We start from the raw sequence: 18,687 nt of genomic DNA, 5'->3' as shown, positions 1-18,687 counted from the left end.
TTCTCCTGGTACGGGGACGGTGTTGCGGGTGGTCCGGCTACTTGACGGCGCCCGCGGTGAGCCCCGACTTCCAGAAGCGCTGGAGCAGCGCGAAGGCGAGGATCAACGGCAGGACCGCGAGCAGCGAACCCATGATCACCACGGGGTAGTACTCGGGCGAGACGGTGGCGGAGCTGTTCCAGGTGTACAGACCGAGGCTGACCGGATACAGATCCTGGTCGGAGAGCATGACCATGGGCAGGAAGAAGTTGTTCCAGATGGCCGTGAGCTGGAAGAGGAACACGGTGACCAGACCCGGCCCGAGCATCCGCAGCGCGACCCGGAAGTACGTGGTCAGCTCGCCGGCCCCGTCCACCCGGGCCGCTTCGAGCACCTCGTTCGGTACGTAGCCCTGGCTGAATATCCGTCCGAGGTACACGCCGAACGGGTTGAAGAGCACCGGGATGAAGACCGACCAGAAGGTGTTCACCAGACCGGTGCCGGAGGCCATCAGATAGAGCGGAAGGGCCAGTACGGTCTGCGGCACCATCACCGCCGCGAGGACCAGGCCGAACAGCTTCTCCTTGTGGGCGAAGCGGTACTTGTCGAAGGCGTACCCGCAGGCGATGCTGATCAGCGCCCCGAGCGCCGCGCCGAGGACCGCGTACAGCAGGCTGTTGCCGTACCACCGGGTGTACAGCCCGCCGTCCATCGCGAACAGGTCCTTGAGGTTCTGCGCGAAGGAGAAGTGGTCGAGCGAGAGCACATTGCTGCCGAACAGCGCGTCCCGGTCCTTCGACGCGGCGAGCACCAGCCACAGCACCGGCAGCAGCGTGTAGAGCACGGAGATGCCGACGACCAGGTTGACGACGGAGCGCCCCAGGAGCCGGGGCCGCAGGGTGGCGGCGGTGCGGGTGGGACTCGTCGCGCTCATCGGGCCTCCTCCTCGGGGGCGTTGGCACGGTTGGTCCAGCGGGTCACGCCGTAGGAGAGCGCGATCGTGCAGACCAGCAGGACGACGGAGGCCGCGGCGGCCAGTCCGTAGTTGTTACGGGTGAACGCGGCGTCGTAGATGTACATGCTGGGCGAGAAGCGCGAGCTGATCATCGGTGTCGCCTGGCTGAGCAGCATCGGCTCGGTGAACAGCTGCAACGCGAAGATCAGGGTGAACATCGCGACCATCACGACCGAGGAACGCACCAGGGGCGTCTTGATCTGGAGGGCGGTGCGGACCGGTCCGGCGCCGTCGACGACGGATGCCTCGATGACCTCGCGCGGCACGGCCTGCAGAGCGGCGTAGAAGACCACCATGTTGTAGCCGAGGTTGCTCCACAGCGCGATGTTCACGATCGAGGGCACCACCGTGTGCACCCCGAGGAAGTTGATCGTGATGTCCGCCTTGCCGAGCAGGTCGATCACCGGGCTCAGCCCCGGTGTGTAGAGGTACAGCCAGATGACGGCGGCGATGATGCCGGGCACGGCGTGCGGCAGGAACAGCCCGAGCTGGGCCCAGGAGCGCAGCCGCACCACTCCGGAGTCCAGCAGCAGGGCCAGCGCGAGCGCGCCGATCACCATCAGCGGTATGTAGATCACGCAGTACAGGACGACGGTGCCCAGGCCGCTGAGGAAGGTCGGGTCGGTCAGTACGGCGGTGTAGCTGCGCAGTCCGACGAAGACCGTGCGCTCCGGGCCGAAGCCGAGCCCCGGCTGGTCGTCGCTGAAGAAGCTGAGCCAGACGGCGGTGGCGACCGGGATCAGGAAGACCGTCACCAGGAGGATGAAGAAGGGGGTCATCAGGGCGCCGGCCGCGCCGAGTTCACGGCTGCGGGCCGACTTCCGGGGCGTACGCGGGGACGGGGTGGGTGCCGGCGCCGTCGCGGGGACGCTCGCGGGGGCGGAAGCCGGCGTGGTGACTGGGCTGGTCATCGGTGTCACCTGCCTCTCTGCTGCGGGGAAGGGGGACGGACTGCGGCTCAGCTGCTGTGGTCGGTGGTGGCCAGGCCCAGCGCCCTGAGGTCGGGCATGGTGCCCTGCTGGGCCGCGCGCACGGATTCGAGCAACGAGCCCTGGCCGCCGCTGACCCGGGCGAAGCCGTCCTGCATGACTTTCAGCGTGGCGGTCATCCGGGGCCCCCAGGTCCAGCCGTCCCGGATCTTGTGCGCCTCCTGCTCGAAGAGGGTGTAGATGTCCTGGCCGCTGTAGTAGCTGCGGTCGAAGGCCTCGCGGTAGACGTCGACGAGTCCGGGGACGGCCGGGTACTGGCTGCTGGCCCCGCTGGAGAGCCTGGCGCGCAGCGCGTCGGGGTGCGAGACCTGCCACTCGATGAACTCCAGCGCGGCCTCCGGGTGCCTGCTGCTCCTGGTGACCGCGAAGGTCGATCCGCCGTGGGTGCCCAGCGCCGCGTCGGCCGCGTCCCACTGGGGGAGCGGCGCGATGGCCCACTTGCCCTTCTGGCCGGGCCGGGCGTTCATCTGCGCCCCGGCGTCCCAGGCGCCGCTGAGCCGGACCAGCACCTGGCCGTTGCTGAGCTGGGCGTCGTACTGCCTGCTGTCCACGGGCGTCATGAAGACCAGGTCCTGGTCGATCAGCCGCTGCCAGTACGCCGCCACGCGGCGGCTCGGCCCGTCGGTGAGCGAGACGTTCCAGGCGCCGTCACCGGTGTCGAACCACTGGCCACCGGCCTGCCAGGCGAACCCGGCGAACTGCGGCGCGCCGTCCGTGGCGAAGGCCGCCAGCCGCCGGCCCGGTGCCTTGCCGCGCACGGTACGGGCCGTCTCCTCGAACTCGTCCCAGGTGCGCGGGACTTCGATGCCGTACTCGTCGAAGAGGTCGGTGCGGTAGTGCATCACCATCGGTTCGACGTCGAGCGGAACGCTGAAGACGCGCTTCTCGAAGGTGGTCAGCCCCAGGGCCTGCGGCAGCAGTTTGTCCCGCAGGCCGTCGCTCATCAGGTCCGTCAGCTCCAGGGTGACCCCGTCGATGGCGAAGCCGGGGAGCTGGGGGTACTCGATCGTCGCGACGTCGGGGGCGTTGTCGGCCCGGGAGGCGTTGCTGAGTTTCGCGTATCCGCCCTGGCCCCCGGAGGGGATCTGCTGGAAGTCGACCTGGACGGTGCTGTGTGTCCGGTTGAACGCGTCCACCACTTCCTGGCTCCCGCGCAGGGCGGACCAGAAGGTGAGGTGTGTGGCGTTGCGGCCCTTGTTGCTGACGGTGCTGGTCCTGCTCGTGCTCCCCGATCCCGATGTCCCGCCGCCGCAGGCGCTCAGTGCGCCCGTCAGTGGCAGTGCGGCGATCGTGGCGAGCACGGATCGACGGCTGTGTCGACCGGGCATGGGTGCCTCCCGCGGCTCCTGAATGAAGACACGGGGAATCCTGATCGGCTGATCGGAGGCGGTCAATAGATCGCTCAGAAGAAAATTGAAGCGGTCAAACGATCAGTCGGTGGTGGGGGTGATCGCCCGCGCCGATCCCCGCACCTTCAACTCGGGCAGCAGCTGCGTCCGGCGCACCGGGCCGGCCGCCCCGGTCGCCCCGGCCGCTCCGGAGAGCCGGTGGAGCAGCAGTTCTGCGGCCGCCCTGCCGATCTCCGCCTTCGGCGGCGCCACCGCGGTCAACGGGGTGCTGCCCAGGGCCGCGACCACATCGTCGTACGCCACCACCGAGCAGTCCCGGGGCACCTGCACCCCGCTCTCGGCCAGCCGTTGCACCAGCATCAGCGCGTCCACGTCGCCGTGCAGCACCGCCGCCGTGGCGCCGCGCTCGCGCAGCAGCGCGGCGAGGTCGAGATCCGGCGCGTGAGCGCTGCTCACGGGCGGGGCATCAGGCGCCGGCCCCGGCTCGTCCGGGCCCGGTCCCGGCACCGCGTCCGGCGAACTCAGCACCACCGTCCAGTCCTCCACCTCGGGCCGGCCGGCCGCGATCCCGGCGAACGCGGCACGTACGCTGCGTGCCGTCGGGCTGTCGTCACGGGCGGCCAGCACGATGCGGCGGTGGCCCAGCGCCACCAGGTGCTCCACGGCCAGGTGCGTCCCGTACCAGTGGTCCGAGCAGACGGAGTCCAGCGCGTGCAGGGCGCTGCCCGGCCGGGGACGCCGCTCCATCAGCACGGTCGGCACCCCCACGTCCGCCAGCCAGCCGTAGTCCAGTTCCTCGGAGCGCTCGTTGCGCCAGCGCGGGGCGATCAGCAGCCCGCGCGCCCCGTCCGCCAGGGCCCGCTCCACCAGCGGCCGCTCGGCACCGGCCGACTGCGGTGCGATGTGCAGCGCGATACGGATCCCGGCCTCCTCCAGTACGCTCCGGGCGCCGTGCAGCGTCTCGTACAGGTACGAGTGCCGCTCCGGCACGACCAGGGCGACCGCGCCGCCCTCCCCGGCCGGCTCACCTCCCCGCGGGGCCGGAACGGCGGCGGCCGCGGCCGGCTCCCGCAACGGCCTGGCCACGCCGTGACCGCGCCGCAGCCGCCCGGCCCGGGTCAGCTCCTCGACATCGCGCCGCACCGTGACCACCGAGACGTCCAGTTCGGCGGCGAGCACGCTGACCTTGACCGCGCCCCGCGACTCCACCACCGCCATGATCCGCTGACGCCTGAGTTCAACCGGCTCCCGCATGCTGCTGGCCCCCTCGCCGTACCGCTGCGCGTTGTGCGTTTGAACGCTTCGTGTGAGCGCTTGGAGCGCAGCATAGTCATGCGGGTTCCCCGGCTGGGTGCAGGCCGAAAATCATGGCACATTACGATCTGTTCCTGGCATGGACACTCTCACCCTCTGGCAACTGGCGGCGCTGGCCGCGGCATCCGCACTCGTCGGCTTCTCCAAGACGGCCGTCAGCGGTGCCAATACGATCAGTCTCGCGGTCTTCGCGGCGGTGCTCCCCGCCCGCGAGTCCACCGGAGTGCTGCTCCCGATCCTCATCGCCGGTGATGTGCTCGCCGTGCTCACCTACCGCCGCCACGCGCACTGGCCGACGCTGCTGCGGCTCTTTCCCGCCGTCGCCGTCGGCGTGGTGGCGGGCACGCTGTTCATGATGTGGGCCGGCGACGCCGCCGTACGGACCTCGATCGGCGCGATCCTCCTCTTCATGGCGGGCGTCACGGTCTGGCGGCGCCGCACCGCGGCCGGGAGCGCGGAGCCGTCGGCGGACGCGGGCCCGCCGGCCGCGGCCGAACGGCTCAAGGCCCGTTCGTACGGGGTGCTCGGCGGCTTCACCACCATGGTCGCCAACGCGGGCGGCCCCGTCATGTCGCTCTATCTGCTCTCCGCCGGGTTCCGCAAGCTCGGCTTCCTCGGCACCTCGGCGTGGTTCTTCCTGATCGTCAACACGTCCAAGGTGCCGTTCAGTGTGGGCCTCGGACTGATCGACGCGCAGTCGCTGCTGCTCGACGCCTGCATGCTGCTGTTCGTGCTGCCCGGCGCCTGGATCGGCCGGAAGTGCGTGGACCGCATCAACCAGACGCTCTTCGAACGCCTCGTCATCGGGGCGACGGTGCTGGGCGGTCTCCAACTGCTGCTGAACTGAGGGCGGCCCTCCCGGATCGCGGCGATCCGGGAGGGCCGCGATCCGGCGGCGGCCGGTGGATCAGATGATCCCTTCCTCGATCTCCGCCTGCTCACGGGCGTTGCCGTACGCCGACGGCGTGCTGTACGAACGCCGCGCGACGAACCACCACACGGTGGCCAGCACCAGCACGGCGACGAGCGCGATCGACGCGTAGTTCATCGAGTCGATCGTCACCGGCGACGACTGCGGCAGCAGGAACAGCACGGTCACGATGGCGACCCACACCACGGCTATCCAGCCGACCGGCTTCGACCAGCGGCCCAGGTGCCAGGGCCCGCGCTCGAAACGGTCACCGGCACGCAGCTTCAGGAAGATCGGGATCGCGTAGGCGGGCGTGATGCCGATGACGTTGATCGCGGTCACCGCGCCGTACGCGGTCGCGGAGTACAGCGACGGAACGGCGAGCAGTCCTGCGACGACGACCGACAGCCACACCGCGTTGACCGGCGTCTGCGTACGGGCGCTCACCTTGCGCCACAGCGAAGAGCCCGGCAGCGCGTTGTCCCGGCTGAAGGCGAACACCATCCGGCTGGCGGCGGCGACCTCGGCGTTGCCGCAGAACAGCTGCGCCGCGATCACGATGAGCAGCATGGCCGTGGCGCCAGAGGTGCCCAGCGCGTCGATCAGGATCTGGGCCGGCGGCACTCCGGTGGCGCTTTCCTGGGTGCCCGCGTAGTCCTGGATCGCGAACGTCAGCCCGGCGAGCAGCACGAAGCCGGCCAGCCACGAGACCCAGATCGAACGGACGATGCCGCGGGGCGCCGAGACCGAGGCGTCCGAGGTCTCCTCCGACAGGTGGGCGGAGGCGTCGTAGCCGCAGAACGTGTACTGGGCCAGCAGCAGACCGATCGCGGCCACGTAGAGCGGGTTCTCCCAGCCGGTGTCATTGACGAATTCGGTGAAGACGAACGACGGCGACTGGTGGTGCGCGGGGACGACGGCCAGCACGGAGACGATCACCGCGACGCCGGCCAGGTGCCACCACACGCTGATCGAGTTGAGCACGCTGACGAGCCGGACACCGAAGAGGTTCAGCACCGCGTGCAGCAGCAGGATGCAGAGGAAAATGACCATGGTCTTGCCCGGGGTGGGGGTGAATCCCCACTGCAGATTCATCAGTGCACCGGTGAACAGCGCGGCGCCGTAGTCAATACCGGCGATCGCGCCGAGCAGCCCGAGCAGATTCAGCCAGCCGGTGTACCAGCCCCACTTGCGGCCGCCGAGCCGGTCCGCCATGTAGTAGAGCGCCCCGGACGTCGGGTACGCGCTGGTGACCTCGGCGAGCGCCATGCCCACACAGAGCACGAACAGGCCGACCCCGGCCCAGCCCCACAGCATCACCGCGGGCCCGCCGGTCGACATGCCGAAGCCGTACAGGGTCATGCAGCCGGAGAGGATCGAGATGACGGAGAAGCTGATGGCGAAGTTGCCGAAGCCGCCCATCCGCCGTGCGAGCACCGGCTGGTAACCGAGTTCGCGCAGCCGCTGCTCCTCGTCCCTCGGTGCGTTGGCCTCGGAACCCGTATGGGTCGAGGTGGATATGGACATGGAGGACCTCCGTGAGCGGTGATCTTGCTGGGGACAGAAGAGGGCGGTGCGGGGCACTGGGAGAGGGCGGTGCGGGTTCCGGCTCAGCCGTGCGGTCCCCTGCCGGGGTCGCGGGCCGCGGCCAGGGCGCGGCTGCGGGCGCGCAGGAACACTTCCTCCGCGCCGCCGGGGTCCTTGGGCGTACGGGTGCGGTACGCCCAGGGCAGCGAGGTGAAATAGGGGCCGAGCTCCTTGAACACGGGTGCCGCGTCGGCGAACTGGAGCGCGCCCCACAATGCGTGCGCCAGATAGTTGAGGTCGAGCAGGGTGTGGGTGGGCGCGGACGTGCGAAGGAACCAGATGTTCAGAGCGCGGACGGCGTCGCGCTCTGCGTCCTCGGTGACCCAGTGCAGGTCCAGAGCCTTCTCATGGCCGCGTTCGCGGCGGTAGCGCTCGACCCGTACGTACAGCGGAAGCACGTGCAGAGCGGAACCGTCGGGCGCCGAGGAGGCCGCCCACTGAACGAAGTTGACCGCTTCCGAGAGGGCGCCCCCGGCCTTGCGGGCATAGACGAACTGCAGCATCCGGTGGTAGGCCTCGCGGTTGAACGGATCGCGCTTGTCCGCCTCCGCCAGCAGACCCCACGGCCCGGGAAAGAGCATGGGCCCCGGCGGATGCAGCCGGTGCTCCTCCAGGCGCTGGCGTTCGTCCAGCTGGGAGAGGGCCAGCAGACACACCCAGGGCACCGGGTCCGCGGGCGAGGCGTGGGCGGCCGAGCGGCACGCCTCCCAGGCCTGCTGCCACAGCTCCTGCGCCCGGCGGTGCCCCTCGCGGTGGGCGCGGACGGCCCGCTCCACGACGACGCGGGCGTGCATCACGGCGGCCGCGACGCTCCGGGGCTCCTCGGTCAGCCAGGCCTGTACCGCGTCCGAACCCGCGGCGACCGCCCCGAGCACCTGGGTGCGCTGGGTCCACCGGGCCCAGTCCGGGGTGCTCTCCAGCAGATTGCGCATGGAGAGCCAGCGGCCCGTCCGTAAGTCCTGTAACGCGGAACGGAGTTCGTTGTCATGGCCGGCCGGATGATAAACCGGCCGAAAATCACTGTTGGCCATGGATGCCCTCTGGGCATGGTGTCGGTCGCATCGATCCTCAAGGACGTGGGGGGTGAAGTAGCTGTTGAAATATGAACTGCTGTAAAGCGTCCGGTTGTTGCTCGGCGGTGAGTGTAGAGCCCGTCGCGTCGAACTCCCGAATGATTCGTGGATCTTATTCAAGTCTCTTGAGGAAACGGGAGGTTGAGCGTCAAAGGGGGGTTCCGGACATAGCCTTTGCGGGTGCTTGACGTAACCGCTGGGCTGCACCACCCTGGGTTCCCGCAACCGAAGATCACGATTCCGTTCAAGCGCCGGAGCTTGCGTACGACTGGGGAGCCGATGACAGGTCCGGTACTCGCCGTGGACCAGGGGACCTCCGGCACGAAGGCGCTGGTGATCTGCCCGGAGCGCGGCGTGATCGGTTCCGGTTCTGCTCCGGTACGCCCCCGGTTCGGCCCCGGCGGAGTGGTCGAGGCCGACCCCGCCGAGCTGTACGGTTCGGTCGTCGAGGCCGGAAAGCGGGCTCTGGCCCAAGCGGGTGAACCGGTGGCAGCCGTCGGCCTCGCCAATCAGGGCGAGACCGTGCTCGCCTGGGATCCGGACACCGGAGGGCCGCTCACCGACGCGATCGTCTGGCAGGACCGGCGGGCCGCCGGCTTGTGTGCCGAACTCGCCATGCACGAAGAAGAGCTGAAACAACTCACCGGGCTGCCCATGGACCCCTATTTCGCCGCCCCGAAGATGGCCTGGATCCGCCGTGAACTGACCCGCGAGGGAGTCGTCACCACCAGCGATTCCTGGCTGGTCCACCGGCTCACCGGAGCGTTCGTCACGGACGCGGCGACGGCCGGGCGCACCCAGCTGCTCGATCTCGACCGGGTCGGCTGGTCACCCGCCGCCCTGGACGTCTTCGGCCTGGGCGGCGAACGCCTGCCGTCGGTGGTCGACGCCGCCGGAGTGTTCGGAACGACGACCGCGTTCGGGGGCGAGCTCCCCCTGACCGGCCTCCTCGTCGACCAGCAGGCCGCCCTGCTGGCACAGAGCGCCCTGGAGCCGGGCACCGCCAAGTGCACGTACGGCACCGGCGCGTTCCTCCTGGCCCAGACCGGCCCGGCGCCGCGCCGCAGCACCACCGGACTCGTCAGCTGCGTGGCCTGGCGGCTCGGCGGACAGACCAGCTACTGCCTGGACGGACAGGTCTACACGGCGGCCTCCGCGGTGCGCTGGCTCACCGATCTCAAGGTGATCTCAGGAGCCGCCGACCTCGACCCGGTCGGCGGCTCCGTCCCCGACTCCGGGGGCGTCACCTTCGTACCGGCACTCGCCGGACTCGCCGCCCCCTGGTGGCGCGGCGACCTGCGCGGATCGGTGACCGGGCTGAGCCTGGACACCACCGCGGGCCATCTGGTGCGGGCCCTGTGCGAGGGCATCGCCGCACAGGTCGTCGAGCTGGCCGAAGCGGTCGCGGCCGATCTGGGAGCGCGGCCCGGCGTGCTGCGCGTCGACGGCGGGCTGACCCGCTCCGCGCTGCTCATGCAGACCCAGGCCGACCTGCTGCAACGGCCCGTCGAGGTCTCCGCGCTGCCCGACGTCACCGCGCTCGGCGTGGGCGCCGTGGCCCGGATCGGCCTCGACCCGGGGCTCACGCTCCGCCAGGCCGTGCCCGACTGGGAACCGGCCGCGGTGTACGAGCCGAGGATCGGCCCCGACGAGGCGGCCGAGCGCCTCGCCGGCTTCCGCGCGGCCGTCGACACCCTCCTGGAGCGGTCGTGACCACTGCCGGGGCCCGCCGGTGAACCGCACCGTCACGACGGCCGGACAGCCGCTGCCCGACGGACCGCCCTACGACGTCACGGTCATCGGCGCCGGAGTCGTCGGCGCCGCGATCGCCCGCGAGCTGGCCCGCTACCGTGTCCGCACCGCCCTCGTCGAGGCCTCGGACGACATCGGCAACGGCACCTCCAAGGCCAACACCGCCATCCTGCACACCGGGTTCGACGCCGTGCCCGGTTCGCTGGAGGCCCGGCTGGTACGCGAGGGGCAGCGCAGACTCGCCGGGTACGCCGCAGAGACGGGCATCCCCGTCGAGCGCGTCGGCGCCCTCCTCGTGGCCTGGGACAGCGAACAACTCGACGTGCTACCAGCCCTGTTGGCGAAGGCCGAGGCCAACGGCTACCAGGCGGCGCGGCTCCTGGACGCGGACCGCCTCGCCGGACTCGAACCCCACCTGGGGCCGGGCGCCCTCGGCGCACTGGAGATTCCCGACGAGTCCGTCATCTGTCCCTGGACCACCCCGCTCGCCTTCGCCACCCAGGCGGTCCTGGCCGGCGTCCATCTGCACCTGGACTGCCGCGTCACGGGCGTCGACCCCGGCACCGGCATCCACACACTGACGACCACCCGCGGATCGCTCCGTACCCGCCGGCTGATCAACGCCGCCGGACTCCACGCCGACGAGATCGACCGGCTGCTCGGTCACGACGCCTTCACCGTCACACCGCGCCGCGGACAGCTCATCGTGTACGACAAACTCGCCCGCGACCTCGTCCGCCACATCCTGCTCCCCGTCCCCACCGCGGCGGGCAAGGGCGTCCTGGTGGCACCCACCGTCTTCGGCAACGTGCTGCTCGGCCCGACCGCGGAGGACCTCGACGACAAGGACGCCACCGAGTCGACCGAGGACGGAATCGCGCTGCTGCGGGAGAAGGGCCGCAGAATCCTGCCGCGGCTGATCGACGAGGAGGTCACCGCCGTCTACGCGGGGCTGCGGGCGGCCACCGGACACGAGGACTACCGGATCAAGGAGTACCCGGACCGTCGCTACATCGCCGTGGGCGGCATCCGGTCCACCGGCCTGACCGCCTCCATGGCCATCGCCGCACACGTCACCGCCCTTCTCGCCCGCACCGGTCTCGACCTGGGCGACCCGGCCGAACTGCCGCCCGTCACCATGCCGGGCCTCGGCGAGACGAGCGACCGCCCCTACCTGAACGCCGGACTCATCGCCCGCGACCCCGCCTACGGCACCGTGGTCTGCCACTGCGAACGCGTCACCGAGGGCGAGATCCGCGACGCACTGGACTCCGTGCTCCCGCCGCGCTCGGCCGAAGCACTGGCGCGCAGGACGCGGGCCGGCAACGGCCGCTGCCAGGGCTTCCACTGCGGGGCCGGGCTCCGCGCACTGATCGAGGGGACGCGGACATGACCCGCCGCGAGCGTACGGTCGACGTGCTGATCGTCGGCGCGGGCCCCGCCGGCCTCGGCGCGGCGGCCGAACTCGGCTCCTCCGGGGCGCGGGTGGAGGTCCTGGAGCGCGAGCAGCGCACCGGCGGCATCCCACGCCACTGCCACCACGGCGGCTTCGGCAGCCGGCGCGACACCGGCGGCACGAGCGGGCCCGAGTACGCCCTGCGGTGCACCGCCGCCGCGGAACGGGCCGGCGCCACCCTGCGCACCGGCATCACCGTCACGGGCTGGGCCGGACCGCGCACCCTCGACGCCACCGGACCGGGCGGACTGGAACGGATCACCGCCCGTGCCGTCCTCCTCGCCACCGGCGCCAGGGAACGCCCCCGCAGCGCCCGGCTCGTCCCCGGCACCCGCCCCGCGGGCGTCTACACCACCGGGGAACTTCAGCAGGCCGTCCACCTCCACCACCAGCACATCGGTACACGGGCGGTCGTCGTCGGCACCGAACCCGTCGCCCACGCGGCGGCCGACACCCTGCGCGCCGCCGGAGTCGAGGTGGCCGCCCTGGTGACCGGCCACCCGCCCGTACCCCTCGCCGCGCTGCGCCGGGGACCCGGCGCCCCGGTGCTCAGCCGCACCACCGTGACCGGGCTGACCGGGCGCGGGCGGCTCACCGGCGTCACGGTCCGCCACCACGACGGCCGCACCACCACGCTCCGCTGCGACACCGTGGTCTTCACGGGCGACTGGATCCCCGACCACGAACTGGCCCGGCGCGGCGCGGTCGCCCTGGACCCCGGCACCCGCGGCCCCGCCCACGACGCCGCGTACCGCACCGGCGAGGAGGGCGTCTTCGCCATCGGCAATCTGCTGCACGCCGTGGAGCGCGCGGGCACCGCGGCGGCCGAGGGGCGGGCCGTCGCCGCCCCCGTACTGCGCCACCTCGCCACCGGGTCCTGGCCCGCCGGCCGTGCGGCGCTCACGGTCGAGGCCCCGCTGACGTGGATCGCGCCCAACCTCATCGGCCCCGACGGCGACCGCCCCCTGAACAACCGCTTCGTCCTGCGCACCGAACGGCGGCTGACCGCCCCACTGCTGATGGTCCGCCAGGGCGGGCGGCTCCTGCACCGGCAACGGCTGCTGCTGCCCGCCCGGCCCGGCGTCCCCCTCCCACTGTCCGCCGACTGGCTGGACCGGGCCGATCCGCACGGCGACACCGTGCGGATCTCCGTGGGCTGACCTCGCGAGGGGCCCGCGCCGCTCACGTCAGGGAATCAGCAGCCAGTCCGAACCGATCGCCGCCACCAGTCCGATGCCCAGCAGCCAACTTCCCAGCCGGGTACGGCCGTTCCTGCTCAGCTCGATCACGATCCCGCACAGGATCAGCGCCAGCCCGTACACCCCGACCACCAGCACCGAGGACCGGCTCGCGATCCGCAGCCCCAGGACGACCGCCATCGCGGCCATGCCGACGGAGGACAGGACGATGCGCAGCCGTCTCGCCTGGCGCGGCGTCAGCCGCCGCTCCTCGGCGTCGGGTGCGGATATCGGGGTGTCCACGGCCTGGTCCTGGTCAGAAGTGCTCATGACGCGGGATGGTAATAGCTTCGCGCGGCCCTGTTCACCGCTCTCGGCCAAGCTCTCGGTCAAGGGAAGGGAAAGGACGCGTGTCCGCCGCCCGCCACCGTCCGGGCTACCGGCGCCCGGCCCGCAGCCGCGGCGCCTCGGCAGCGGCGTCGACGGGCTCCGCGCCCGGCTCCTCCACCCGCCCGGCCAGCTCCCGCGCCCAGCCGACGAGCGCACGGACACCGATCCCGTGCGCCGGGGGGCCGCAGGAGCCGCCGGAGTCCTCCGACGGGACGGCGTCGGACGGGCGCGCGCCCCCGGAAGTGCCGGCATCACCGTGCTCGGTGAACTCCGCGAGCGCCGCCGCGCCCCGCCGCAGCAGCCGCGCACCGCCCGTCACATTGCCCCGGGCGGCATGGGTCAGACCGACAGCCAGCTGGGCCAGCCCGCGCCACAACTCCCGTTCCGCCGGGGGGCCCGACTTCCACGCGTCCTCGAAAACCTCATGGGCGTGGAACGGCATCCCGGCGTCCAGCAGCCGCTGCGCCTCCCGGACGGTCTCCTCCGGGGCACGGACCACACCCTCGGGCTGCCGCTCCACTCCCGGCGAGCCGTACGGCAGAGGGCGTCCCAGCCCGTCACGGGGGCGCGCGTTGTGCGCCCGGCCTTCGGTGTCGCGGTCCCTGCGAGTCTCGTCCACCCCTCGATTGTGCCCCGCACCTGCGGTGAACTCCCCGAACCACTGTTGGCGGGCCCCCGCGCACGACTATTCTCGACAGTTGTCCGTACCACTTTGGGGGAGGGTAGGCATGAAACCGTCCCGGCCGCTGTACGAGCGCGAACCGGAACTGGCCGCCGCCGCGCAAGCCGTCGACGCACTCTGCGGCGCGCAGGCGTCCGGCGGGTTACTGATCTTCAGCGGTGAAGCAGGCATCGGCAAGACAGCACTGCTGGCCGAGATCCAGGCCATGGCGATCGACCGGTGCACCGTCTGGTCCGCACGGGGCGGCGAGACCGTCACCTCCGTACCGTTCCACGTCGTACGCCAACTGCTGCAGCCCGCACTGGAACAACTCCCCACCGACGACGTCCGTGCCCTGTTCGGCTCCTGGTACGAGATCGCCGCACCCGCCCTGGGACTCGTCGAACCGACCGGCCCGCAGCCCGATCCGCAGGGTGTGCGCGACGGTCTCGACTGGGTCGTCGCACGGCTCGCCTCCCGGCTGAGCCACCGACCGCTGCTGCTCCTCATCGACGACGCGCACTGGGCCGACGGCGAATCCCTCGCCTGGCTGGCCTCGTTCACCGCCCGACTCGGTGAGCTGCGGGTCCTGGTCGTCCAGGCGCACCGCCCGGAGGAGCTCGCCGCCAGGGAAGCGGCGCGCACCGCCGCGGGCGGTCATCCGGCACAGGTTCGGGTCGCCCTGCGGGCCCTCACCCCGGACGCCACCGCGGAACTGGTCCGCGCGGGCCTCGGCGAACATGCCGACGACCCGTTCTGCCGTGAGGTCTGGGCCGTCACCGGCGGCAACCCGTACGAGGCGGTCGAACTCGTCGCCAAGGTCCAGGACCGCGAGCTCGCCCCGTTGGAGGAGTCCGCCGGGCTGCTGCGCGAACTCGGTGCGTCGGCCCGCGGCAGCGGACTCGTCGCCCGGCTCGAACGGCTCGGCACCAATGCCAACCGGTTCGCCTGGGCCGCCGCGGTGCTCGGCACCGACATCTCCCAGGACCTCGCCGCCACCCTGGCCGGAATGAGTCCCGCGGAGGCGGCGGACTGCACGGCCAGGCTGCGCGAGGCCCGTATCGTCAGCGGCTTCGACCCGCTGGAGTTCGTGCACCCGCTGATCGCCACCGCCGTGTACCGCTCGATTCCGCCGGCCACCCGCACCGCCATGCACGGCAGGGCCGCCTGGGCGATCACCCGGGCCGGTCTCGGCCCCGCCGCGGCCTCCCGGCACCTGCTCGAAGTCCATCCGGACGACGACCACGAGCTGGTCGAGCAGCTCCGGGCGGCGGCCAACCAGCACCTCGCGGTCGGTGCTCCCGAGGCGGCCCGCCGCTGTCTGGAACGGGCCCTTCAGGAACCGCCGCGCCAGGATGTGCGCGCCACCCTGCTCTACGAACTGGGCTGCGCCACGCTCCTCAGCTCGCCGCCCACCACGGTGCAGCATCTGCGGGCCGCGCTCGACCTGCCCGGTCTCGCCGACGACCTGCGGGTCGACGCCACCTTCCGGCTCGCCGCCGCGCTGTCCCACAACAACCAGCTCAAGGAGGCGGCGCTCGCCCTCGCGGCGGAGGCCGAGCGCACCGCGCCCGGCCCCGGCCTGATGCGGCTGCAGGCCGCGCACTTCCTCTGGGAGGGCATGCAGGCGACCGAGGAGGACGGTCCGGGCCGCTCCCGCCGGCTCGCCGCGAACGCCGACCACCTCGCCGGCCGGGACAACGCCGAACGGGCCCTGCTCACCCTGCGTGCCTTCGACGCCATGCTGCGCGGCGAGAACTCCCAGCTCATCGTCGACCTCTGCGAACGCGCACTGGTCAACGGCCGTCCCGCCCGCGGTCTCGGCTGGACCGATACGGAATGGGGCTTCGAGCTCCCCACGCTGCTCGGCATCACCTACGCCTTCACCGACCGGCTCGACCGCGCGGAGGAGCTCTTCGGCGAAGCGGTGCGCGCCTTCGAGATCTCCGGCTGGAGCGGCGCCCACCTGGCCTTCGCCCATACGCTCCTCGGCCTGGTCAACCGTCGTCGCGGCCGCCTCGCGGAGGCGGAGGGCTTCCTGCGCGAGGGTCTGCGCCTCGCCGACCGGGTCGGCAGCGGACTGCCCGTCCACTGGGACGCCGCCTGCCTGCTCATCGACACACTGCTGGCCCGCGGCCGCGTCCCGGAGGCCCGCAAGATCGCGGACCAGTACGACTTCGGCCTGCCCTATCCCAGCGCCATGGTCCTCCCCGACGCGCCATGCGTACGGGGCCGCCTACTGCTCGCCGAAGGCCGTCTCAAGGAAGCCGTCACCGAGCTGGAAGCCGCCGGCCAGGCCCTCGAACCACGGGGCAGGTTCAACGGCATCTGGGGCCCCTGGGTCGGCGACCTGGCACGCGCGCTCGCCGACGAGGACCCGGCCCGCGCCGCCCGGATCGCCAACTCGGCCCGGATACACGCCGAGCGCTTCGGAACGGATACCGCGATCGGTGAGGCACTGCGCTGCGTCTCGCTCTTCGCCCCTCCGGAGGAGGCCGAACGACTGCTCGGTGAGGCGGTCCGCCATCTGGAGGCGTCCCCGTCCGGCTACGAGTTCGCGGTCGCCCTCGTCGAGCACGGCATCGCGACCCGCTCCCCGCGAGAACTCGCGCGGGCGCACAAGCTGGCCACGGCCTGCGGCGCGGAATCCCTGGCGACCCGCGCCCAGCAGGCACGGGCGTCGATCAGGTCCACCGAGTGAGGTAATGTTTGTCCTGCGCAGCACCCCGGTGACACCGGGGGAGTCGCAGCGGGACGTGGCGCAGCTTGGTAGCGCACTTGACTGGGGGTCAAGGGGTCGCAGGTTCAAATCCTGTCGTCCCGACTGGAGACAGTCGTCGATCAAGGGCCGGTTTCGGAGAAATCCGAACCGGCCCTTGATCATTTCTGGGGACCGGTTGGGGACCAGCTGGAGGTCCGGCGTCCTTGACCGGGTCTGCGGGTCAGCGGGTCATGACGATCGGGCTCGGCAGTGAGCGCGGTGCGCGCAGCACGTTGAAGTGGGCCGAGAGCGCCGCTCCGGCGGCCGTGATCTTGTGGACGTCCGGGTGAAGGTAGCGCTGCGTGGTGGTCAGCGAACCGTGGCCGGCGATCCTGCGGAGGACGTGTACTTGGACCACGGCGTCGGCGAACCAGGTGAGTGCGGTGTGCCGGAGGTCGTGGCGGCGCAGATGCTCGTAGCCGAGCTTGGTGACCACGTCGTCCCAGTGTGTGGCGTCGCGCAGTACGGCGGTGGAGATGCGTCCGCCTCGCGGGCCCGTGAACAGGCGGGCGTCCGGATTGGGGCCGGCGGACAGGATGCGCTGGGCGACGAGGGGGCGGATCTCCTCGACGATGGGAACCTTGCGGGCCCGCTTGCCCTTGGTGCCCTTGTCGGTCAGTCCGCCGGGCGCGGGTGTGGTCTGACGCCGCACGGTCCAGATCCACTGGGTGGTGTCGATGTCTCCGACGCGGCAGCCGGAGATCTCGCCGATCCGTGCGGCGGTGCACGCGGCGAAGATGACCACCTCTCCCCAGCCGCGGTACTCGTCGTGGGAGGCGGCCACGAGTGCGTCGGCCAGTGTGACGAGTGTTTCCCAGTCGGGCAGGGCGAGAGCGCGCGGGTCGAGGAGTTCGTCCTCGGCCTGCTTGTAGAGCTTCTGCCAGCCGGTCACCCGGGCGGGGTTCACCTTGATGATGCCGTCGCGGACTGCCTGCTCCATGACGCGGACCAGGACGGCGATGGTGTTCTTGACCGTTGAACGGCTGTGCTCGTCGGCGATCCAGTTCTGCACGGTGCGGTCGACAGCGCCGTTGGTGATCATGCGGACCGCGAGGTGGCCCAGGGCGGGCACGACGCGCGTCCGCCAGCCTGACAGGTAGGGATCGAGTGTTTTCAACTCCAGGCCGCGCAGGGCGAGGTCCATGTTCGCGTTGCCGTATTCGGCGAGCTTCATGGTGGCGAGCGACGGGGACAGCCCTGCTTCAGCCGCTTCGATGATGGACTGGAGCCACTCCTGCGCTTCGTCCTCGTCAGCCTTCCCCTCCGACAGGGACAGACGCCGCTTCGTAGCCGGGTCGAACCAGCGGACTCGGGCGCGGTACGGGTTGAGGCGATTAGGCCGGTACTCGATGTCGCTAGTGAGTCGGTAACCGACCGGCACAATGGCCTTGTCGGCGATCATGTGTCTCGTCGCGGGACGGTCCGGTGGTGGTGCAGCCATTCCTCGACGTCGACCGCGCTGTACATGATGACGCGTTCCGAAACGGAGACGAACGGCGGGCCCTGGGGTGGCCGAGTGGTGCGCCAACGGCGCAGAGTCGAGGTGTTTACACGCAGGCAAGCGGCGAGGTCGCGCGTCGAATACCAGGCACTGGCCAGGAGAAATGGCTGGTTGTCATCTCGGGCGAAAGGGGCACCGCCCTCGTCCTTCGTGTGTGTCTGACGGCCTGTGTAATCTGCTATCGGTTCGGTGGACAAAGGCGGTGGATCTCCGGGGGTACGGAGCACCAAGGGATACAGAAGGCGGTCGGCGACAAGCGGCGCGGCCCGCAGGTGGAGAACCGTGGGGTTCTGCATGCACAGAAGCGGTGAGTCTCTTCTGTTGGAACTGATCCGCAGTGGTGCCCTGGGCAAACGGTGGACAACAATCGTCTGCAGAAGCGCCGGTTTGGCTAACCGGCGATGTTCGGCTGTCTTGCCCTTATTTGCGACGAGGCGAGCATCACGTACTGTGTCGATTAACGTTTCTCGATGACGCACCACGTGGAGTGCGTGGCGATCCTCGAACCTACCGCAAAGGGTGCCTGACCTGCGGTTTCTTGCGTGCACATTATGTGCGGTGTGGGCGTTACGGGCGATATCTTGACGCTGAAACGACGCTCGTGACGCTCGTTCTCATGGGGTGTCAGTCCGCGGTGTGGGCAGGTCAGAGGTCGGTGCTGAGTGGTTGTGATGGTGCACTGCTGAGGAAAATAGTCGCGCACCATGCGTGGGTTCTGGTGTGGGCGGTTGTCCCGGAAGAGACCAGGGAACACGGTGACCTGCCGTGATGA

General features: G+C 70.9%; 14 protein-coding genes and 1 tRNA gene. 6 read left to right on the top strand and 9 right to left on the bottom strand.

Going from position 1 to position 18,687, the window contains the following annotated elements; translation table 11 throughout:
- Nucleotides 1–37 precede the first annotated feature (37 nt).
- The 4 genes from ACIO3R_RS12005 to ACIO3R_RS11990 all read right to left on the bottom strand — a co-directional run bounded on the left by ACIO3R_RS12005 (nucleotide 38) and on the right by ACIO3R_RS11990 (nucleotide 4,586).
- Complete coding sequence (locus tag ACIO3R_RS12005) at nucleotides 38–913, bottom strand: carbohydrate ABC transporter permease (protein ID WP_385033127.1); 876 nt, start codon at nucleotides 911–913, stop codon at nucleotides 38–40.
- Entirely contained in the window at nucleotides 910–1,905 is a 996-nt protein-coding gene (locus ACIO3R_RS12000) for a carbohydrate ABC transporter permease (RefSeq protein WP_402105359.1), read from the bottom strand. Before ACIO3R_RS12000 ends, ACIO3R_RS12005 begins: the two co-directional genes overlap by 4 nt.
- Before the next feature lie 47 nt (nucleotides 1,906–1,952).
- Nucleotides 1,953–3,311: an ABC transporter substrate-binding protein gene (locus ACIO3R_RS11995; RefSeq protein ID WP_402105357.1), complete on the bottom strand. Its 1,359-nt coding sequence runs from the start codon at nucleotides 3,309–3,311 to the stop codon at nucleotides 1,953–1,955.
- Between the two features lie 102 nt (nucleotides 3,312–3,413).
- Nucleotides 3,414–4,586 (bottom strand): substrate-binding domain-containing protein, encoded by a 1,173-nt coding sequence (locus ACIO3R_RS11990; protein WP_402105356.1) that lies wholly within the window; start codon nucleotides 4,584–4,586, stop codon nucleotides 3,414–3,416.
- Nucleotides 4,587–4,725: 139 nt separating this feature from the next.
- Here ACIO3R_RS11990 and ACIO3R_RS11985 point away from each other — a divergent pair, with 139 nt between their 5' ends.
- A complete protein-coding gene (locus ACIO3R_RS11985) occupies nucleotides 4,726–5,493 on the top strand; it encodes a sulfite exporter TauE/SafE family protein (protein ID WP_385033115.1) in 768 nt (255 codons plus the stop codon).
- Nucleotides 5,494–5,553: 60 nt separating this feature from the next.
- Here the strand turns inward: ACIO3R_RS11985 and ACIO3R_RS11980 are convergent, their stop codons facing one another.
- Nucleotides 5,554–7,083 (bottom strand): amino acid permease, encoded by a 1,530-nt coding sequence (locus ACIO3R_RS11980; protein ID WP_385036009.1) that lies wholly within the window; start codon nucleotides 7,081–7,083, stop codon nucleotides 5,554–5,556.
- 83 nt (nucleotides 7,084–7,166) lie between these two features.
- Nucleotides 7,167–8,174: a hypothetical protein gene (locus ACIO3R_RS11975; protein ID WP_385036008.1), complete on the bottom strand. Its 1,008-nt coding sequence runs from the start codon at nucleotides 8,172–8,174 to the stop codon at nucleotides 7,167–7,169.
- Nucleotides 8,175–8,495: 321 nt separating this feature from the next.
- Between ACIO3R_RS11975 and ACIO3R_RS11970 the strand changes: the two genes are divergently transcribed.
- From ACIO3R_RS11970 to ACIO3R_RS11960, 3 genes are read left to right on the top strand one after another with little or no spacing between them, the layout of a single operon-like run.
- Complete coding sequence (locus ACIO3R_RS11970) at nucleotides 8,496–9,929, top strand: FGGY family carbohydrate kinase (RefSeq protein WP_402105354.1); 1,434 nt, start codon at nucleotides 8,496–8,498, stop codon at nucleotides 9,927–9,929.
- A gap of 19 nt (nucleotides 9,930–9,948) precedes the next feature.
- Nucleotides 9,949–11,361: an NAD(P)/FAD-dependent oxidoreductase gene (locus ACIO3R_RS11965; protein WP_402105352.1), complete on the top strand. Its 1,413-nt coding sequence runs from the start codon at nucleotides 9,949–9,951 to the stop codon at nucleotides 11,359–11,361.
- Nucleotides 11,358–12,584, top strand: coding sequence for an NAD(P)/FAD-dependent oxidoreductase (locus tag ACIO3R_RS11960; RefSeq protein ID WP_402105350.1), 1,227 nt, complete (start codon nucleotides 11,358–11,360; stop codon nucleotides 12,582–12,584). The genes ACIO3R_RS11965 and ACIO3R_RS11960 overlap by 4 nt, the downstream gene beginning before the upstream one ends.
- 27 nt (nucleotides 12,585–12,611) lie before the next feature.
- Here ACIO3R_RS11960 and ACIO3R_RS11955 read toward each other — a convergent pair whose 3' ends face one another.
- Together ACIO3R_RS11955 and ACIO3R_RS11950 are read right to left on the bottom strand one after the other, a co-directional pair.
- Nucleotides 12,612–13,076: a hypothetical protein gene (locus ACIO3R_RS11955; RefSeq protein WP_402105651.1), complete on the bottom strand. Its 465-nt coding sequence runs from the start codon at nucleotides 13,074–13,076 to the stop codon at nucleotides 12,612–12,614.
- Entirely contained in the window at nucleotides 13,039–13,611 is a 573-nt protein-coding gene (locus ACIO3R_RS11950) for a DUF309 domain-containing protein (protein WP_385036004.1), read from the bottom strand. Before ACIO3R_RS11950 ends, ACIO3R_RS11955 begins: the two co-directional genes overlap by 38 nt.
- A 109-nt stretch (nucleotides 13,612–13,720) precedes the next feature.
- Between ACIO3R_RS11950 and ACIO3R_RS11945 the strand changes: the two genes are divergently transcribed.
- Nucleotides 13,721–16,354 carry an ATP-binding protein gene (locus ACIO3R_RS11945; RefSeq protein WP_402105348.1) on the top strand — a complete coding sequence of 878 codons (2,634 nt, stop codon included), beginning with the start codon at nucleotides 13,721–13,723 and terminating at the stop codon, nucleotides 16,352–16,354.
- A 49-nt stretch (nucleotides 16,355–16,403) separates the two neighbouring features.
- A tRNA-Pro gene (locus ACIO3R_RS11940) sits at nucleotides 16,404–16,477 on the top strand.
- A 118-nt stretch (nucleotides 16,478–16,595) separates the two neighbouring features.
- On the opposite strand, the gene ACIO3R_RS11935 is transcribed toward ACIO3R_RS11940, so the two are convergent.
- Nucleotides 16,596–17,813 (bottom strand): tyrosine-type recombinase/integrase, encoded by a 1,218-nt coding sequence (locus ACIO3R_RS11935; protein ID WP_402105649.1) that lies wholly within the window; start codon nucleotides 17,811–17,813, stop codon nucleotides 16,596–16,598.
- Nucleotides 17,814–18,687 lie beyond the last annotated feature (874 nt).

Source organism: Streptomyces sp. NPDC087428, assembly GCF_044744085.1.
GTDB lineage: Bacteria > Actinomycetota > Actinomycetes > Streptomycetales > Streptomycetaceae > Streptomyces.
The sequence above is the reverse complement of the archived record's forward strand: the minus strand, read 5'-3'. Positions and strand labels throughout refer to the sequence as shown.